Source organism: Enterobacter sp. E12 (assembly GCF_014596715.2).
In the GTDB taxonomy this organism is placed as follows: domain Bacteria; phylum Pseudomonadota; class Gammaproteobacteria; order Enterobacterales; family Enterobacteriaceae; genus Enterobacter; species Enterobacter bugandensis.
Genome location: NZ_CP115601.1, coordinates 3,392,075 through 3,409,233 on the forward strand (window position 1 = coordinate 3,392,075; position 17,159 = coordinate 3,409,233).

A 17,159-nucleotide genomic window follows, 5' to 3' on the forward strand; every position below is an offset into this window, starting at 1 on the left:
GGAATGTTAAAGGTAGCCAGGCGTTTTTATCCGCAAAGCACCGCACTACTTGCCGGGTCGAGCGCAATCAGACCGGCAAGAAGCTGGTCCATCTCATGCTGAAGACGTGATTTATCGGTTTCACTGTGTGTAGCTTTCATGCGTAGCAGTCTGAGGCGACGGGATTTCACTTCAAATAACAGGGCCGGTGTCCACTGCGTGAGGGTGATTGACCGTGCGGCGCTATCGAGTTCACCCAGCAGATGCAGGGCCAGCTCATTTTTACCCTTTTGCTCGGCTATGCGGGCCATCAGCAGGCGCAGCAGCCATTTGTCTTTTGTAGAGTCGCAACCAGGACGGGTCTGGAGCCAGTGAAGGGTGGCATCCAGACCGTCAGTGTCCGCTTTATCCAGCGCTTCCGGCTCGAGGAGCAGGATATCGTTATCTGTCTCACCAGCAGCACTGACCGGCTCATCCCGCCAGTTGGACAAATCGTCCAGCACGCTCTGATTTATCCAGTTGAGCGTGACCTCATCGGCAAACGGCGTTCCGTCATTAAAGGCCAGCGTTTCAAGTCCTGTGAGACGGCTCAGCAGCCCTTTCAGATCGGCGATGATGATATCGGCCAGCACATCGTGCCCCAATTTCACCAGAGCCTGGTGGATATACCACTGCAAATCCAGCCAGAGGTGATTAGCGCCACGCGAGAAGGTGCTGTCCGCCTGCTCCAGTATCTCCAGCCAGCTCTGTTGCAGATAGAGTCGCTTGAGCATCGCCCGCTGGTCAGCCCGCGGTGGTTCGATACGTGTTCTCCCTTCGGCATCCGGTGCAGGGATCGCTCTCAGCGTGTCATGGCGCAGGCTTTTCATCAACCGGTGTGCGGCTAGCCAACCATCAGGCTGCTCGCGCAGATATCCCGTCAGGGTACGGGCCTGGGCCAGCAAATCCTGACCGGAGGTGATGCGGCTCAGAACCGGCGCATCTGACTCGGTCGCATGCGTAAAGGGCTGTGACTGCGCCTTATTCCCTGCGTTCTGCGGTACCACGGCATCCACACCACCGGCCTTCATCAGGCGAGACTCCAGCCCGCTGTACAGGGCATTCAGCTCTGGCCGCGACGCTTCCGGCTCTGTCTCCAGGCTGTCGCGGATCAGCAGCAGCGCCCCGGAGGTCCGCTGCGCATCCTCGCGCACGACTTCCGGATACAGTGACAGGCTGTCCAGGACACGGCTACCGGCAAGCCATTCCAGTGCAGCCTTGCGGCTTCGGTCCCGCTGAGGGTGAAGCTGCATGCCGTAGCGCTGCAATAATCCGGCAAGCAGTTCAAGCCCTTCGGCAAAGCCGGCTTCGCCATCCTGGTGCAGTCGCGCCCAGCAGTAGTAGGTCGCAATCCGGATGTCTTTGGCCGTGGTGGTCAGTAACTTTTCAGCAAGCGTGCATATCAGTTCGGTATCAATCCCAGAGAGCTTATTAACCTCTTCGCGGATACGCTGAAAATCATCGTCATATCCCGGGTCTTCCCCTGTCGGACTGGCTACGCTTACCGGAGCAAGCCAGGGCTGCCAGTTATCCGTGCGCGTCTGCGCCTGTTCACGCAGCTGAGCATCGTCAGCCTGACAGGCGGTAACCAAATTCTGCAATGCGCTCATTATTCGACGCCCTCCATGTCATTGTTTTCCGTATTAGCCATCAGCGCCTGAGCGGTGGCCGCGCTGTCGACACTGAATATGTGATCCGGCAGCGTGAAACCACGCAGATCCAACAGCGCCAGCGGGCCTTTTCCGAGTTGTGAGCGCAGCACCCACTGCAGGGTGCGACCATCCGGTGCGGTAAAGCTCATCATCCACTGGCTGCGGTCAAGCTGCTGACGCTTGCTCAAGTCCAGCCAGCGGATAAAGCCCCAGGTCCCGCTGTAATCCCCGAACAGGCGCGCACCGGCGTTGACCGTGGTCCATGTCAGCATCGTTCCCGGCTTGTAAGTCTCTCCCGGCCAGCGGAAGCTTTGCCAGTCGGCCATCTGGTTGAAGTAGTGCAGCTTTTGCCCATCAATGGTTAGCTGCGTCTCCACCACCTGTGGCACAGGACGCGCCTGCAGCTCAAAGCTGATGCCCTGACTGCCATCGGTGAACAGGATGTCTGACAGCTGGCTCAGCTGGTTAATGGCCCGCAGGAAGGCCGGGTTAAAATTCAGTCCCTGGCTGTTGACCTTATCCGGTACCCACTGGCTACCCTCTTTGTGTAGCACACCGTTGAGCTCTGTCGACAAGAAGCGCTCTATCCGCCCACTGTCCTTACGCACAAATTCAGCCAGCATCGGTAAAGAGGCATCGCTTTTGCTGGCAGCAAACGGGAAACGACCGTCAAAGGCAGTTTGCCAGTTCGCGACAACCGAACGGCTCCATTTGTCATTCAGACTGGCTGCCGACGGCTGAAGCACGGTCTCCCAGGCCTGGGTCAGCGGCTGCACAAACATTGTGCTGCCAAATCCGCTCCACTCCTCGCCAAGACTTGCCGAAATCAGGCTGCCGTATTGCTGAGTGTCGGTGAGGTCCACGCTTTTGCCCTGGAAAACGGTCTGCGCCAGGGTCTGCATCATTGCCTGCGGGTCAGAAGCGCTGGCCACCTGCTGCAGTCGCAGACGCACGCGGGTGATACGGGTCAGATACGTCTGCAGACTCAGGGAGTTGTCCGCCGACATGACATTACCACCTTTGTTTTTACCCAGAAGCTGCAGCAGCGGGCCAAAGGTATCGTCCAGCGGCCCCTGCGGCCCTGACGCAGACTGATCAATGGCAGGTTTATCTTTTCCACCGACGAGATCTTTAGCCGATTTGATGAGGGAGTCCGAAAGACCTTCGCTTTGCTGGCCTGTCTGTCCCTGCCAGGCGAGGGTATTCATCAGGGCAATCAGTGGCGACTGGCGGACATCGCTCATCAGCGTCAACTGGTCGGTAACGTCCGCAATATTGTTTGCCGGGTTCCAGTGCAGGCTGTTGAGGAAATTCAACCAACTGCCAGCAAAGTCAATGAAATAACGCTCTGTCAGGCGTGCTTTGAGCGCTTCCGGCGACAGATCCGCCGATACGGCTTTACGGGAATCACTCAGCACCCAGTCAATTTCATCCCGGCGGGAATTTGCAGCCTTTTCGATAGCCTGCTGAATGCCACCTTCCCAGGCCTGGCGGGTGAACATGCCCGGCACGACCTCCTCGGTAGTAAAAAGTCGACGCGCATCGGTACCGCTGGTCATGTCCTCCAGGGAGACATCGGCGAAGTTACGACGCACTGACTTGAGCATATTTTCATACAGTGTGCTTTCAGCGTTACGACGCCCAATTTGCTGCAGCAACAGCTGGCGACTCTGGCTGACCAGCTGCGCATCCGGTGTGATTTTCCACTGTGGCTGCTTAGGCAGTTCGGTGATGTAGAAGGCCCACAAATCCGGCGCCAGGCTTTGCCACAGACCGGTAGAAATACCCATTCGCGTCGGCTGCACGGTTTTCAGGGTCTGCGCATAAAACGCGCCGTCGACTTTATCCGGACGGGCCATCATCAGCCAGGCTTTAAGCTGGTCATAACCTGGCTTCGCCAGCCGTGCACGCTGGTCGCTGTTGGGGGCAGAGTTTGCCAATGCGCTGAGTTTTTGTGTCAGCGCCTGATTCGCCGGGTCGCGTATCAGGCGGTTGTTTGCCACGCCGTACCAGGGCAGCAACGCATCGAGCAGCTGCTGGTTATGGTCCAGACCGAAGCGCTGGTACCAGGGCGCTCCTTCCTGAATACGGTGCTGCAGGCGGCCGGCGTCATTACGTAGGGTATGCAGAGCCGTGAGCTGGTAATCCGATACGGAAGAATGCTCCACCAGCGCATGCGCCTGCTCGGCAACAGAGACTATCTGCATGCGGTTGATCGCGAACGACAGCAGTATTCCCGCTCCCCAGATACCGATGATAGTCATCAGTGTCCAGGCCAGCGTCTGTTCCCAGGCCATACCGACACGGCGGCCACGCACACGGATGCAGTCATCCACAATGCCCTGCCAGGTTACGGGCAGGGCGAGGGCATGGCGTTGTGATTCGGGGATATATTTCTCAGGTTCGGCTGTCCCCTCTGTAGTATGAACAGGGTAACTTTCCGGCAGGCTGAACATCAGACCACGCAACGGAACACGCTGCTGAGAGGCAGCCAACCATGGCACCAGTTGTTGAGTCCAGCGGGCGATACCGCCGTCTTTGAGGTACTGGCCCAGACGCAGCAGGAAATCGTGGCCGTTGTTCTCAGCGACCTGACTCATCCCCTGTATCCGCAATGCAGGCAGCATCAGCTCAAGCTGACGGCTAATATCGTCAGCTTTGGCACGCAGCGGGAAACGGGCTCCTACCGCCTGTTCAGTACGTTTTGCCTGCGACCATTTGCTGTCACACAGTTGCCACAGCCAGACCGGCGCGGAATAACGGAGCAATTCGCTGATTTTTTCCAGCCCGCGTAAATCGTTGTCGCTAATCTGAGGGGTGAGATTAAGCGACTGCGGTACGACGCGAATTATTCCGTCCAGAGGACGACCGCGACGCAGTTTACGCAACGCGGTATATTTCTCCCGGCCAGGCTCTAATGCCAGGCTCCCGCCGTAAATCAGCACGGTGCGGTTGCCTTCAAGCCACTGGCTTTCCTGCAGGCCTGGTACCAATTGCTCTATAGCGGCTTCATTGCCAGTGACGAGCAGCAGGTGGACTTTGCGTCGCCAAAGGACGCCATAACGAAGATTAAGATGCTGTTTTAAATCGGTATAATCTCTGATGGTTGTACTCACATCTGGAGTTGTTTTAGTTTCAGCACTTGAGGGTTCCGGTGGTAAATAAATGAGTTGTTTTTTTCTTTGCTTCCAGCGCCAATAAAAAGGAGAGCAAATAGTGCCTAAGAATAAAAAACCAAATACACCACCCCACACCGACCAAATTTGGCGATATGTCAGCCCATATTTAAGCAAGGCATCTTGATTAATAAATAGTAAAAACGCAGTTATACCCGCAAGGCCAACAATTAAAACAAGATAGCCCCAAAACCCATAACGCGCTGACTGTAATTCCTTTTCTTGGGTCATAAGTAAAGTTTCCGAGTAATCAAACAAAGCAGTCTGGACTGAGGTGATGCCTGAATAATTAATAATTGGTTAGCTTCAGTCTTTTGAGCCGCGTCAACCAACAATGCGAGTGAAACAGGGAATACCATTTCACCAGGGGGACCAAAAGAAAAATCAATCAAATTAAAAGGATGTTTCTCTGGAAGTTTCCACTGACATCGATCGGCATACTGAATTAGTTTTGAATTAATATCAGCAGGAATACCAGAAAGCCAGACATGGCGTAAATCACGCTTGTCAATTCGATTGTATTCAAAAAGCATATCTAAATCTTTTTCAATATTCTCATTATCCACAGGCATAACACGGCCTAATCCGGCAAGTACCGGTACAGCATGTTGTCTGGAAAAAGTTGAGGATGATAAAAGCTGGGCAGAGACCATTTCGCTGGATTGTTTCGATACACCTGCCAACCAGCATTGGAAACTAAGAACTAATATCAAACCATCAAAATTAACGTTATCGTGGAATTTTCCAATACACTCAACGGAACAATTTACTTCAGGAAGCAGATCCCATTGAGACAGAATAATCTGGCATACGTTCTTTTTGTCCCAACCAGAGGGTTGCAATACATAAATAGTATGCAAAAATTTCCGATAACCAGGATACTGTTGCTCAAGCTGTTTGTCGATCATATCAGACAAAACACGAAGGGAGCCCCAGGAATGTGACAACGACCTGACTTTATCTGGATATGCTGGAATATCAGACAGAGGTCCAAGAAAACTCGCGGCCCCGTTTTCCTCAGGAGTAAAGATAACATTACCAACCACTGACAACTGCTGTCGGCTCCAGTGCTGCCATAAAGCCTTAGTTCTATCAGTTTCTTCTTTCCAGGCAGAAAGAGCGCTCCTTGACTGCTCATAACGGTTTAGCGCTGCGCCAAAAATACATAACCATATGAAAAATGCCGGAAGTAGCAGGAAAAATACTATTTTAGTATATGCCTCCGTTCCCCACAAAGAAAAACCAAAAACAGAACAAACCATTAAAATAGAAATAAGAACAATCCCCCATCGCTTGTATGACAAGCTGGCAATTGTACTTTTTTTGGGTACTTTGGGGATAGGCCACATAATATCAAGACTCAATAGTATTTTCGATGTGAGAACTAATGACTCTGCATCCACAGGAACAGGCGCAGTTATTAACAACAACGTTCATCTCATTTTCTGACGCTCCGGGATCACCTTCTTTTATCGGATTAATTCCGTGTTCTGGACATGAAACCAAATCACCGACCAAGGCAACCTGAATACCATTGATAAACATTGTCGACGACGCGGTAATAACCTTTCCACCATGGGTGGTATCATCACCCAGGCAAACAATTCCAGGCATATCTTCCTCTTTTTTAAAAATTAATTTACGACAATATAATGGTTTGCGACCAAGACAGCGCCCCACTTAATTATTATCGATAAAATTTTAATTTTCGCTGTATGAAAATACATAATCAAAACGCGCCGGGGCGCACGCGTACGCTACGGCTGATCGTGTCCCAGAAGGCGATAATTTCCTCCTTACTGTAGGAGGTTGGCGGCATGGAATCATTCTCCAGGGTCAGAATAAAATTGGGAGTCTTGTAGCTGGCTGTCATTTCATTGATGAACATATCAAAGCCGTAACGTGGCTCGTCCTGAGATGCCTGTAAACCCGTTGCCAGAAACTCCTGGGCCTGCAGTCCGTTAATACTAAAGGCCCCTTTTCTTTCCACATGGCCACGGTACAAGTTACTCTCTATCTCACCTGCTCTCTCCAGCACCGTGTCTTTTTCTCGGGTGAAGTTATCAGTAGAAAGAATAACTCTGATATGTTCCAGTGTTTTACTTTCAAGCCCAACGGAGATATCTTCCCGTTCCCTTGCCGTCGGGTCGGTGGCAATAAACGCATGGGTGATACAGGAACCTGGTTTCTTCGGAATGACGTCATTATCCCTGCCGCTAATTCTCGCCATCAGCGACTGCATCTGGCTGACGTCACTTGCGACATAATTTTGAATTGGATCGCCATTTCGTTGTCTTTCATAACGTGAAGCTGAATCATTGACCGTTTGCTTCTGAAACTTGATAACCACACCATTGGTATAAATATATCCTTCCAGAATCCGCATTGCGTCCGCGGCACCTCCGTTTTCATTCCGTTCAAAAATCACACCATCCATACCGTCCGGCAAAGACCAGACTTTTTTTAAAAAAGGCATATCCTGAGCGTCAATAGTTTTACTTTCTCGCAGAGCCTTTTCACGTAATGCGATTAACTGCTTAAAACCCGGATGATACATTTTCTTTGTCGCCAGATAGGTTTTATACGTATCCTCAGGCCGGGAAATCACCGCCGCCCAGATATTATTATCCAGCGGTGCAGCGTCATTATAAGCCGTAAAGGACGATGGCAGGTCGAGCATATAGCGCCCGACGCAATAAGGTTTCATTTCAGCGTTTATTTTGTTCATGGTTACCTGCTGTGATGACGTCAGTGTCTGCGGTGATGGATTGTAAGGGCGAAAATACTGATACAACCCATATCCCGCTACGATTAAGGCGACCAGGATCATTGCTTTTTGTTTTATCTTATTCATGGTATGCAAGCCCTAGGTCGTCCTCACCGTACTGCATCACCTGTTCACGGCGCGGGTATTCTTTTGACAGCGAGAACAGAAAATCCTGACCGCGCATACCGTGGCGCTCGCGCAGGATTTTTTCCACGATTTGCGGAACCGACATGTCCTGGTAAATGGCGTTCTGGTGCGAGCGGTCGAGCAGCGCCAGACGTGGCCGGAGCGTCAGGGCGTAGCGGGTTTCATCTTTTGACGTGCTGAGGCGTTCAAAACCGGTCACCACGCCCTGAATCACCCGCACCGGCTGCTGCACTTTAATGCCGTAACCCTGGTCTACCGGGGCCTGCAGCGTCAGCGAACCGGGCTTCATCAGCATCGCCTCTCTGGCGATAGCGTGGTCAATGCTGGTGAATTCAATACGGTAGCGGAACGGCGTGCTCAGGGCCTCATCGCCTTCAAACGCCAGCACGTCGAGCGCGGACTCACAGCCTTTCACCGCCAGCAGGTGGTGGTTATGGCTGTATCTTAATGGAGGATTATTACTCATGCGTCCACTCCCTGTTTCACATCAAATTCCAGCACGCTGCTCTTTTCTCACTCCAGCTGGCATAAGTAATTGCAGTTTTAATTTATAGGATTCTGTAGATTAGCAGCGGGTGTTTATCTCAAAATTAAAACCAGCATTAAAAATATGTTTAGAGCGCTCTCTTATTTAAGATGCATTTACTCCCTGATGTTTACCGGAGCTGTTCCAGTTCGATACCTGAACGTTCTTGTGATTCTGTCCCAGATATCAACCAGTTGTGAATCCGTATAGTTTTTTGTTTCCAATCCAGAATTATTCAACTCAACGGAAAATACCGGATGCCTTGAGTCGGCTATATCCTCATTCCCATAAAAGGCGAATCTGTAGGCAGGAACTATTTTCTCTTTCGGTTGATAAATATCCTGCTTACCTTTCATCAACCACTCTTCTGCATTTATCTTCGGTAGTTTTACTGCCCCTTTCTTCAGAGTGCGTGCGCCAACTCTGATGAGGGTAGCATTTATTTCATCAGACCTTTCTAAGAATGGTTCAGATTTTCGAAGCGTATTATCACTGTTAACAATAAGGCCAAAGTCATCATTGTTATATATAATGTTGATGACATCGTTCGATACCCCCCCCGAATCATAAATAAAACCTTCCGGAATACAGATACCAGGCAGTGTTGGCACTTCATCATCATTTCTTCCCTTTAGTCGGGATAGCAGGCTTTGCATTTCTGCCAGCTTCTGAGGCTTATTACTTAAGCTAGACTCACTCAACCCCGCATTTTTTAACATCTTTTTCTTTTCAAAATATTTAGTGCTTGTATGATCTAAGAATTCTAAATACACAATAAATGCAACTCCATTGCTATATAGATGTCCTTCAAGAATCCGCATTCCTCCTGCCACACTTTCATTTACATTGCGATCAAAAATGACTGCATTGTCATTTATCCGGTATACCTGTTTCAGATAAGGAAGGTCCAGGGGATCAACTGCAGGACTATTTTTTAACTCCTGTTCACGTAACCGGATACGTTGTGCAAACGCCGGAGGATACAGCCGCTTGCTGGTAATTCTCATTTCATTGATCTTTACCTGACCTACGTCAGCGTTATTGAATGAAGCGGGCACATCAAAAAGATAGCGGCCAATGCACTGAGGTCTGGTCTGTTCAAATAGTTTATCCGTCATTTGTTTTTCCTTTGCCGTTAAAGGGGCTACCGGCCACGAACGGGTGAGTAACCAGAAAGCTGTTGAAAGAATAAGGACGACAACAAGTAATCCCATCCATAAATGCCTTACCCGCATGAGGCGACCTCCCCGGCCATTTTTATAATCGAGCGTAACGTGAACTTCATCGCAACGGAAAGACAGTTTTCCGTACTGGTATCCCCCACGGCGTAGGCACCTTCATGATCTACTTCAGTCGCAAGCAGCGAACGGATCCCGGGAAAATTAATCCTGCCGGCACGTACTGGTACGGTTCCGTCCCCGGCGCTGCCGGAGGAGGTCAATTCAAACGTGTTCCCTGCTGCATGGCGATAAACGGGAAGCTCCGGCGGTACGCCCATAACCGGTTTCGGTGCCGGGATCTGCTGCCATATCAGATGATCGTCTGAAGGATATTTTTTACTGGCACCATAAAATGCATAGGTGTTGGGATGATATTTTCCGTTTAATTTTTCAATAAAATCATAAATCGTATAAGTAATGCAATTAACATAATTACTCCATTCAATTTCTATATCATCCAGCAGCAATTCTTTCTCACACAGCCGCCACCAGTCACTTTCATTCAGATAAATTTCCGTGTAAGGGTCAGACTCCGGCTTATTCATATTTACCGTGCCGTTAATTTTCAGCCAACCCGGCCCGTAGGCTTTACCCGGCAGCAGTTGCAGAGGACCGGGGGACTGGGCCAGTACCGGCATCAGGTTAGCTGCGTCAGCGCCAATTACCGCTCCGACAATATCCCGCTCTCCGGTCTTCATTCGGCGATATGCCGCCGGTGATCCCAGATCAGGCATAACGCCATGAACGATGCCCAGAATATTGTCTCTGCCGTTCATTTGTTCTGAATAATGTCGGGCCACCAGGCCACCCATGGAGTGGGTGACCAGAATGACTTTACTGGTGGCAAGCCTGCCGTGATAAGTGCCTAAAGTCTCACTGATATATCGCCCGAGAGACGCGGCCGAATCGGCGTTTGACTGCAGCCAGTTATAGCCAAAAACATGCACGGGAAAAAGGTAATCATAACTCCGCCTGACCTCAGGCTCAGTCAGCGCATCTTCGCCTTTCTCTGCACCTAAATTTTCACCAATCAGTAACTGGCGGGGCGTGCGCCTGCTGGTACCATTGATCAGGTTATCAATCAGAATATGACCGTCATTCAGCATGCACTGAAGCACATGGAGAGGTTCGCCGTAGCTTTTGTAAAGCGCACTGCCCCAGCCACGGGCCGCTCTGGAGGGAAACCCTCTGCCGTCAAGATCGTCGTAAAGTACCTTTCCCGTTAAATCGACTTCGGTGGTAAGAGGATCCAGCAAGGCTTTTCTTTGTTCTTTAGACTTATAGAGCCATGCCAGCGCATCTGAGCCCTGAAACATGTCAGCATGCCAGACTTTTTCAGGGGATTTTATCTTTTTGAGATTCGTTCCCATGACTCCCGGCAGAAAAATAACCGGGATCACCTTTTCCGCCACCTTAGGACAGGCAATCACCAGATTGTCTTGCGCTCTGCCATTAGGCAGGCTGTAGTACACTCGCCCATTTTCATCATATTCTGGTCGGCTCACGATCTCATTTTCTGCTGCTTGAGTCATGGTTATTTTTCTCCCTCGAACCGCAGTTTGTCCATCACCACACTAACCTGCTTCATTAAATCGCCTTTTCCATCTTCAGAGGTTGAGACGGTTTGACTGACTGCATCCTCACCCTGAATGGCCATTTTCTGCGCTGCCAGAGCTGACCCATCGTAGGCATCAATCGCCTTAGGCGTATAAGAAAAATTCGCGTTTTCCCAGCTCTGCATTGCCTGACTTATGCTCTGCCCACCAAACTTCTGCCACACCGCCCCGCGCTCGATGATTTTGTCCGGCGCCGCACACTCCACCGTTCCGTCTGCTATCCGGATATATCCTCCGCCGCTCGTCAGCACTATCTCCTGCTTCGCGCTGATGATGAGTTTTCCCTCACTGCTGCTGATGCGGATATCCTTCAGCGCATCCAGCGTCATCTCATCCCCCTGCGCCTGGATCTCCACCTTCCCTTTGCCGGCAAACATTTTGATGCCCAGCTTTTGCGCATACAGACTTACCCGCTCCCCGGCCGCCACGGTGAATCTTTTCAGTGCGCTGAAATCTGTGTGCCCGCCGCTGGTGCTGATGATGTTGTCTCCCGCCGACTGCTGCAGGCTTTTCCCTGTCACCTGCGCTATTCCCTCCGGTGCCGAGACCAGCAGCGCCGCTTTCTTTAAATCCGTCAGCGCCTCTGACAGCAGCGCCTTCTGCGTCTGCACATCTGCCAGTTCAGCCCTCGCCGCTTCTGCCGCGCTGCGTAACGCTTCAGCCAGCGACCGCGCCTGCTCCAGCTGGCTCATCGCTGCCTGCATCTCCAGCACCTGACCCTGCGCTTTCATCTGGCCATCAGCGCTGATAAATATCCCTTTCTGCGCCCGTATCGCACCCCAGCTGTCCGTCCTGAGCTCAAACCCCTCACCGCGCTGCTGTTTTTCGCTGTCGACCAGGTGACCCAGATTCAGCTGGCTCTTCCCGCCGTACTCCGTGCTGACCTTGATATGCTCTTTTCCGCGCTCGTCATCAAGGCGGATTTTGTTGTTCGCCGGGGTGCGCAGGACGTTGCGTTTGTAATTCTGGATAGTGACGTGGTCGCCGTGCGCCGAGTCATGCAGCACGCCGGCAATGTACGGCCGGTCCGGGTTACCGTCCTCAAAGCCAATCGCCACCTCGGTGCCCGCCAGCAGCGGCAGGTGCAGGCCATAGGTGTCCCCTGCATAAGGGCGGGACTGGCGCACCCACAGGCTCTCGAACCCGGTTTCCCAGTTATCACGGTCAAACAGCATGTTGACGCGATAGCGACCGTCCTTATCGATATGCCCGTAGGTGTCGTTCTCGGTGGTGCTGGTGACGCGGGCCGGTAAGGTGCCCGCCATCACCGGGCGTGAGCCAGGTTCCGGGCGGAAACCAAAATCGGTGCTGTCCGGGATGCCGTCAAAATCAACCGCAAAGTCCTTATCACGGCGGGCATACGTATGCATCGCCGTGATGACCACGCCCTGCGCAAACACGTCGGCCACTTCGTATCCGCCGGTGACTTTCAGTACCTGGCCCGGCGAGAGGGTCGGACAGCTGGTAATGCCCTGCGCCCGGGTCTGGCCATTCAGGTAGCGTTCGTGACGAAGGCGGGCATAAAACGCCCCCGACTCCGGGGCCGGGTTGCGGTCACAGGTGCTGCCCGGCGTCAGGTAGTTATCCGCCCAGTGATAGGCATCACCGTACGTGGTGATATCCCCGCGGGTCGCATCCACCAGGGTGTTCATGTCCTGCGTGGCCTGACGGTAGTTGTAGTCCCGGGTGCTGACCTGCTTCTGCACCACGTTGTGATGGCATTCCATTCCCCAGACTGAATCCACGCCTTTTGAATGCTGACCCGATGGCGGCACCGACGGCAGCGTCAGCCCTTTTTCATACCCCTGCTGGCAGTCGTAAAACTCCACCACGTCAATGTTGAGGCGCGTGTCGCTGGTGAAGCGAAACCAGATACCGACCTCACCCAGCAGGCGGATGATAAAGTGCAGGTCGTCCTCACCGTACTGCATCACCTGTTCACGGCGCGGGTATTCTTTTGACAGCGAGAACAGAAAATCCTGGCCGCGCATACCGTGGCGCTCGCGCAGGATTTTTTCCACGATTTGCGGAACCGACATGTCCTGGTAAATGGCGTTCTGGTGCGAGCGGTCGAGCAGCGCCAGGCGTGGCCGGAGCGTCAGGGCGTAGCGGGTTTCATCTTTTGACGTGCTGAGGCGTTCAAAACCGGTCACCACGCCCTGAAGGGTGCGCACCGGCTGCTGCACTTTAATGCCGTAACCCTGGTCTAACGGGGCTTGCAGCGTCAGCGAACCGGGCTTCATCAGCATCGCCTCTCTGGCGATAGCGTGGTCGCTGCTGGTGAATTCAATACGATAGCGGAACGGCGTGCTCAGGGCCTCATCGCCTTCAAACGCCAGCACGTCGAGCGCGGACTCACAGCCTTTAACCACGAGCAGGTTATGGTTATGGTTGAATAACAACGTAGCAGGGTTTGTAGTCATTAGAATCCCTTCAAATGATCAAATTAAACGAATGTAATTTACAGTTAATTACGACACAGATTAACAATAAACAATTTAATACAGATTGAATTTATACTATTGATGATTTAATGAGCACAGTACTCTACTGTCGACATCTTCCATAGTGTAGTAAATATCATTACTTTTATATAATATACAAACACATTTCTTACGTCATGATATTTTCGTTTTTCCCAACATCAGAGAATGGTACGTTTACGCAGGTGAAGCTCTTTTTATTAAAATCAATACACCCCATCTGAAATAGAATAAACACTCTTCTTCGGAGAGCTTTAACTAATAACCAAACCATTTTTGACTTCGGTAAAGGATATGTTTTTGCATTTATACAAGACCATCTCTGTCCAAGAAGCCCCATATCTAAAATAGTTCCTTTATAAGTTGTCTGGTTTATTAATGGCATCGCGCAGCGCCTGCTCTCTTAACTGCACCCGCTGTTTAAATGAGGATGGATAGAGAGGTTTACTTTCAATTTTAAAATCATCAATAAAAATCATATCGTGAAGTTGATTGTTGAATGACTCGGGAACGTCAATCACATAGCGCCCGATGCACTGCGGTTTGGTCTGCGCAAACAAACTATTTATCACTGGACTGTCCTTCTGCACTGGCGTGGATGCCGTAGCCTGGGCAATAAAAAACAAACCGGCAGCCAGTGATGATAAAGCCATATATTTACAGATACATTGCATGGTGACCACTCCTGCTCAGCATGCCTGGCTGGCTCTCCGGAAGAAACGAAAACCATTCCAGGCACCCATCTTGTTTCTTCATTTATAGCGCAGGGAATTCACCAGCCGGTCCCAGATTTCTATCATCTGTGCTTCGCTGTAGCTCGTTTTTTTATACTCGCTTGTGAGTCCAATGCTAAATTTTGGCTTGTCTGCGGTAGCATCACGCTCATTGGCTTTAAAATCAAAATCATAAAATGTATTCTTCTCATCTTTCCCCGTTACCGTATCTCTCATGGTTTGAGTACCACCAAACAACCATGACTCCGCGGGAATACCGTTCGGTGAGAGTGCCACTTTCTTTATGGTGTACTGATTTGACGTTTTAAGTGCCTCATTAATTTGTGCACTACGGTTAAACAGGGTGTCCTCAGAACCAGGATATTTATTATTTGTATACACCCCTAAAATAAAATCATCATTTTCATACTGGAAAGTAATTTTTTCAACATGCTGATTACCATCATCCCGGATAAACCCATTTGGAATACACACACCTTTAACCGACGGAACATCCTCATCTTTTCTGCCGCTAAGCCGTGATATCAGAGACTGTAGAGCCACCAGCTTAGCTGGTTTCTCATTCATTTGAGCCTCGGTAAAACCCGCTTTAATGTATGTTTTTTTCCTTTCTCTATATTTAGGACTGGATAAATCAAGTATTTCCGTCGTAATAATAAAAGCGGTCATATTGACAAATACATGTGCCTCTAAAACTCTTCCGAGATCGTCTTCTCCTGAAATATTTCTGTCAAAGATAATCCCCTTGTCATCAGGCAGCTCAATTTTTTCTTTTATATACGGTGCATTTACAGACTCATTTCCAGGTTTATTAATGGCATCGCGCAGCGCCTGCTCTCTTAACTGCACCCGTTGTTTAAATGCAGGTAGAAAGAGAGGTTTGCTTTCAATTTTGAAATCATCGATAAAAATCATATCGTGGAGCTGATTGTTGAATGACTCGGGAACGTCAATCACATAGCGCCCAATGCACTGCGGTTTGGTCTGCGCAAACAAAGTATTTATCACTGGACTGTCCTTCTGTACTGGCGTGGATGCCGTAGTCTGGGCAATAAAAAGCATGCTGCCCGCCATAAGAGATAACGCTGTAAGCTGTCTAACGGTCTTCATGGGTTCGGGATCTCCTGGACCATTTTCACAATGGCTCTGAGAGTAAACTGCAGGGCTGGCCTGGCCTGAATATCCTTCATGCTGCTGACGTCATAGGCTCCCTGGTGGTCCACGTCGATAGCCAGAACGCTTTTGATTTCGCTGTTACGGCAAATGGCGCTCAGCGACTCCACCGGCACCGTGCCATCCCCAGCGGTTTTTGATGAGTTGATCTCATACATCTGAGAACGATTAAAAGGAAGGGGGATCTCTCTGTAGTTGTTGGGTAGCTTTCTGTCACTATCATGGCTGTTTTTCGGGTAGGTAATGGAGGTTTTTTGCCATGTCAGCGTGCCATCGGAGGCGATATTATGCCCATAGAAAACGTAAGTATTAGGATGATAGCCCCTACTATCCATGAAAGAAATAAACTTGCGGACAGGCTTATCAACTAAATGTACGTAGTTAGTCCAGTTACTCTGACTCACCGCCTCGTCCTTATCGATAATGTCGGACTCATACAGGCGATACCACAGCGTCTTGTTGAGGTAAATCTCCCCGAAAGGATCCCCGGCTTGCGGTAGTTTTACATCGCTGCCGTCTTCGCCAGCCCCTTCCACGCTCAGCCAGGGCGCTCCGGAAAGGTATTTCGCCGAAGGTAAGAGCTGAAGCGGCGCGGGAGCCCTGGCCAGGACCGGCATCAGCTCTTCTGCGGTATTACCCAATACGGCTCCGGCCATGCCTTCCTGTTTTGCGCCAACCTTCATGCGGCGGTACGCTGCCGGTGAGCCAAGATCGGGGATCACCCCATGCACTATACCCAGAATCTTATCTTTTGCGCCCAACACCTGGGACGCGTAACGCGCCACCAGCCCGCCCATGGAATGGGTAACGATAATGACTTTTTCCTGCCCGGCGGGAAAGGGCATACCGTGGCCGCGCTCATTTTTGTAGAGGCTGATAGTCCTGTCGATAAAGGCAACCAGTCCTTGCGCCGAGGTTTTATTATCCTGAAGCCAGTTATAGCCATAGACGTGAACCGGGAATAAAAAGTTCTTGAAATGGTTCAGTTCCTGCTGAGTCAGGATGGATTCGCCGGTAATTTCAGTATCTATCCCTTTAGACAGCGATTTGCCAACCAACTGACTTAGTACCCCATTTTTCTCCGACGTTGATTTACCATAGTGAACAAGATCCTGCTGCCAGTCATCCAACAGCGCCCCCTGGAAAACGCTTATAAATTTACCGTAGCTGAAGGATAAAACCTCTCCCCAGCCCCGCTCCCGGCGGGTTGTAAATATTTTTCCGTCATCGGAAAGCGGAGAATAGAGGGTCTGGTTAATATCCCCGCGATTGTCCACCTTAGTAGTGTCGGGATTAAGTAACTCTCTTCGTTCAGTACCATCCTTGCGTGCCCATTTAAGAAATACGCCTCCCAAACTATCGCCACGCCAGATGTCATTTTCCTTTCCTTCGTCAGTTCCCATCAAATTGGTCCCCATCACTCCAGGAAGGAAGATAACGGGGATCGCTTTGACAGGAGGCTGCAGCAAAACAGCTTTAGCATTCTTTGATTTTTTCTGATTCTGTATGCCAGGCCAGTAGACCTTTCCATTGTCATCCCATTCTGGTTTTATGTAGATCGTCGAGGGACTGCTCTCATTACCTGTCGTATTTTCTTCCGTCATGAATTCTGTCCTTTTTCCGTTCAGGAAAATAATCTTCAGAAAG

10 protein-coding genes and 2 pseudogenes are annotated in these 17,159 nt (G+C 50.7%); all 12 read right to left on the reverse strand.

Features of this window, described 5'->3' with window-relative positions; all coding sequences use genetic code 11:
* Positions 1-26: 26 nt before the first annotated feature.
* The gene (gene tssA / locus IB212_RS16265) at positions 27-1,628 is read right to left on the reverse strand and encodes a type VI secretion system protein TssA (protein ID WP_188246110.1); all 1,602 of its coding nucleotides are present in this window, start codon (positions 1,626-1,628) and stop codon (positions 27-29) included.
* Positions 1,628-5,077 carry an ImcF-related family protein gene (locus IB212_RS16270; protein WP_188246109.1) on the reverse strand — a complete coding sequence of 1,150 codons (3,450 nt, stop codon included), beginning with the start codon at positions 5,075-5,077 and terminating at the stop codon, positions 1,628-1,630. The genes tssA and IB212_RS16270 overlap by 1 nt, the downstream gene beginning before the upstream one ends.
* Entirely contained in the window at positions 5,074-6,276 is a 1,203-nt protein-coding gene (locus IB212_RS16275; RefSeq protein ID WP_223239747.1) for a hypothetical protein, read from the reverse strand. Before IB212_RS16275 ends, IB212_RS16270 begins: the two co-directional genes overlap by 4 nt.
* Positions 6,200-6,460, reverse strand: coding sequence for a PAAR domain-containing protein (locus IB212_RS16280; RefSeq protein WP_188246108.1), 261 nt, complete (start codon positions 6,458-6,460; stop codon positions 6,200-6,202). Before IB212_RS16280 ends, IB212_RS16275 begins: the two co-directional genes overlap by 77 nt.
* 115 nt (positions 6,461-6,575) lie before the next feature.
* The gene (locus IB212_RS16285; RefSeq protein WP_188246107.1) at positions 6,576-7,700 is read right to left on the reverse strand and encodes a T6SS immunity protein Tli4 family protein; all 1,125 of its coding nucleotides are present in this window, start codon (positions 7,698-7,700) and stop codon (positions 6,576-6,578) included.
* 13 nt (positions 7,701-7,713) lie between these two features.
* Positions 7,714-8,226 (reverse strand): annotated as a pseudogene (gene vgrG / locus IB212_RS16290) (type VI secretion system tip protein VgrG); the annotation flags it as partial.
* Positions 8,227-8,402: 176 nt separating this feature from the next.
* A complete protein-coding gene (locus IB212_RS16295) occupies positions 8,403-9,500 on the reverse strand; it encodes a T6SS immunity protein Tli4 family protein (protein WP_188246105.1) in 1,098 nt (365 codons plus the stop codon).
* An 11-nt stretch (positions 9,501-9,511) separates the two neighbouring features.
* Positions 9,512-11,038, reverse strand: coding sequence for a triacylglycerol lipase (locus IB212_RS16300; RefSeq protein ID WP_188246104.1), 1,527 nt, complete (start codon positions 11,036-11,038; stop codon positions 9,512-9,514).
* 2 nt (positions 11,039-11,040) lie between these two features.
* Complete coding sequence (locus IB212_RS16305) at positions 11,041-13,545, reverse strand: type VI secretion system tip protein VgrG (protein WP_337282726.1); 2,505 nt, start codon at positions 13,543-13,545, stop codon at positions 11,041-11,043.
* 422 nt (positions 13,546-13,967) lie between these two features.
* A pseudogene (locus tag IB212_RS16310) lies at positions 13,968-14,258 on the reverse strand (hypothetical protein); the annotation flags it as partial.
* Between the two features lie 99 nt (positions 14,259-14,357).
* Positions 14,358-15,449, reverse strand: a complete 1,092-nt coding sequence (locus IB212_RS16315) for a T6SS immunity protein Tli4 family protein (protein ID WP_045631656.1) — start codon at positions 15,447-15,449, stop codon at positions 14,358-14,360.
* Complete coding sequence (locus IB212_RS16320; protein WP_188246025.1) at positions 15,446-17,116, reverse strand: acetyltransferase; 1,671 nt, start codon at positions 17,114-17,116, stop codon at positions 15,446-15,448. Before IB212_RS16320 ends, IB212_RS16315 begins: the two co-directional genes overlap by 4 nt.
* Positions 17,117-17,159 lie beyond the last annotated feature (43 nt).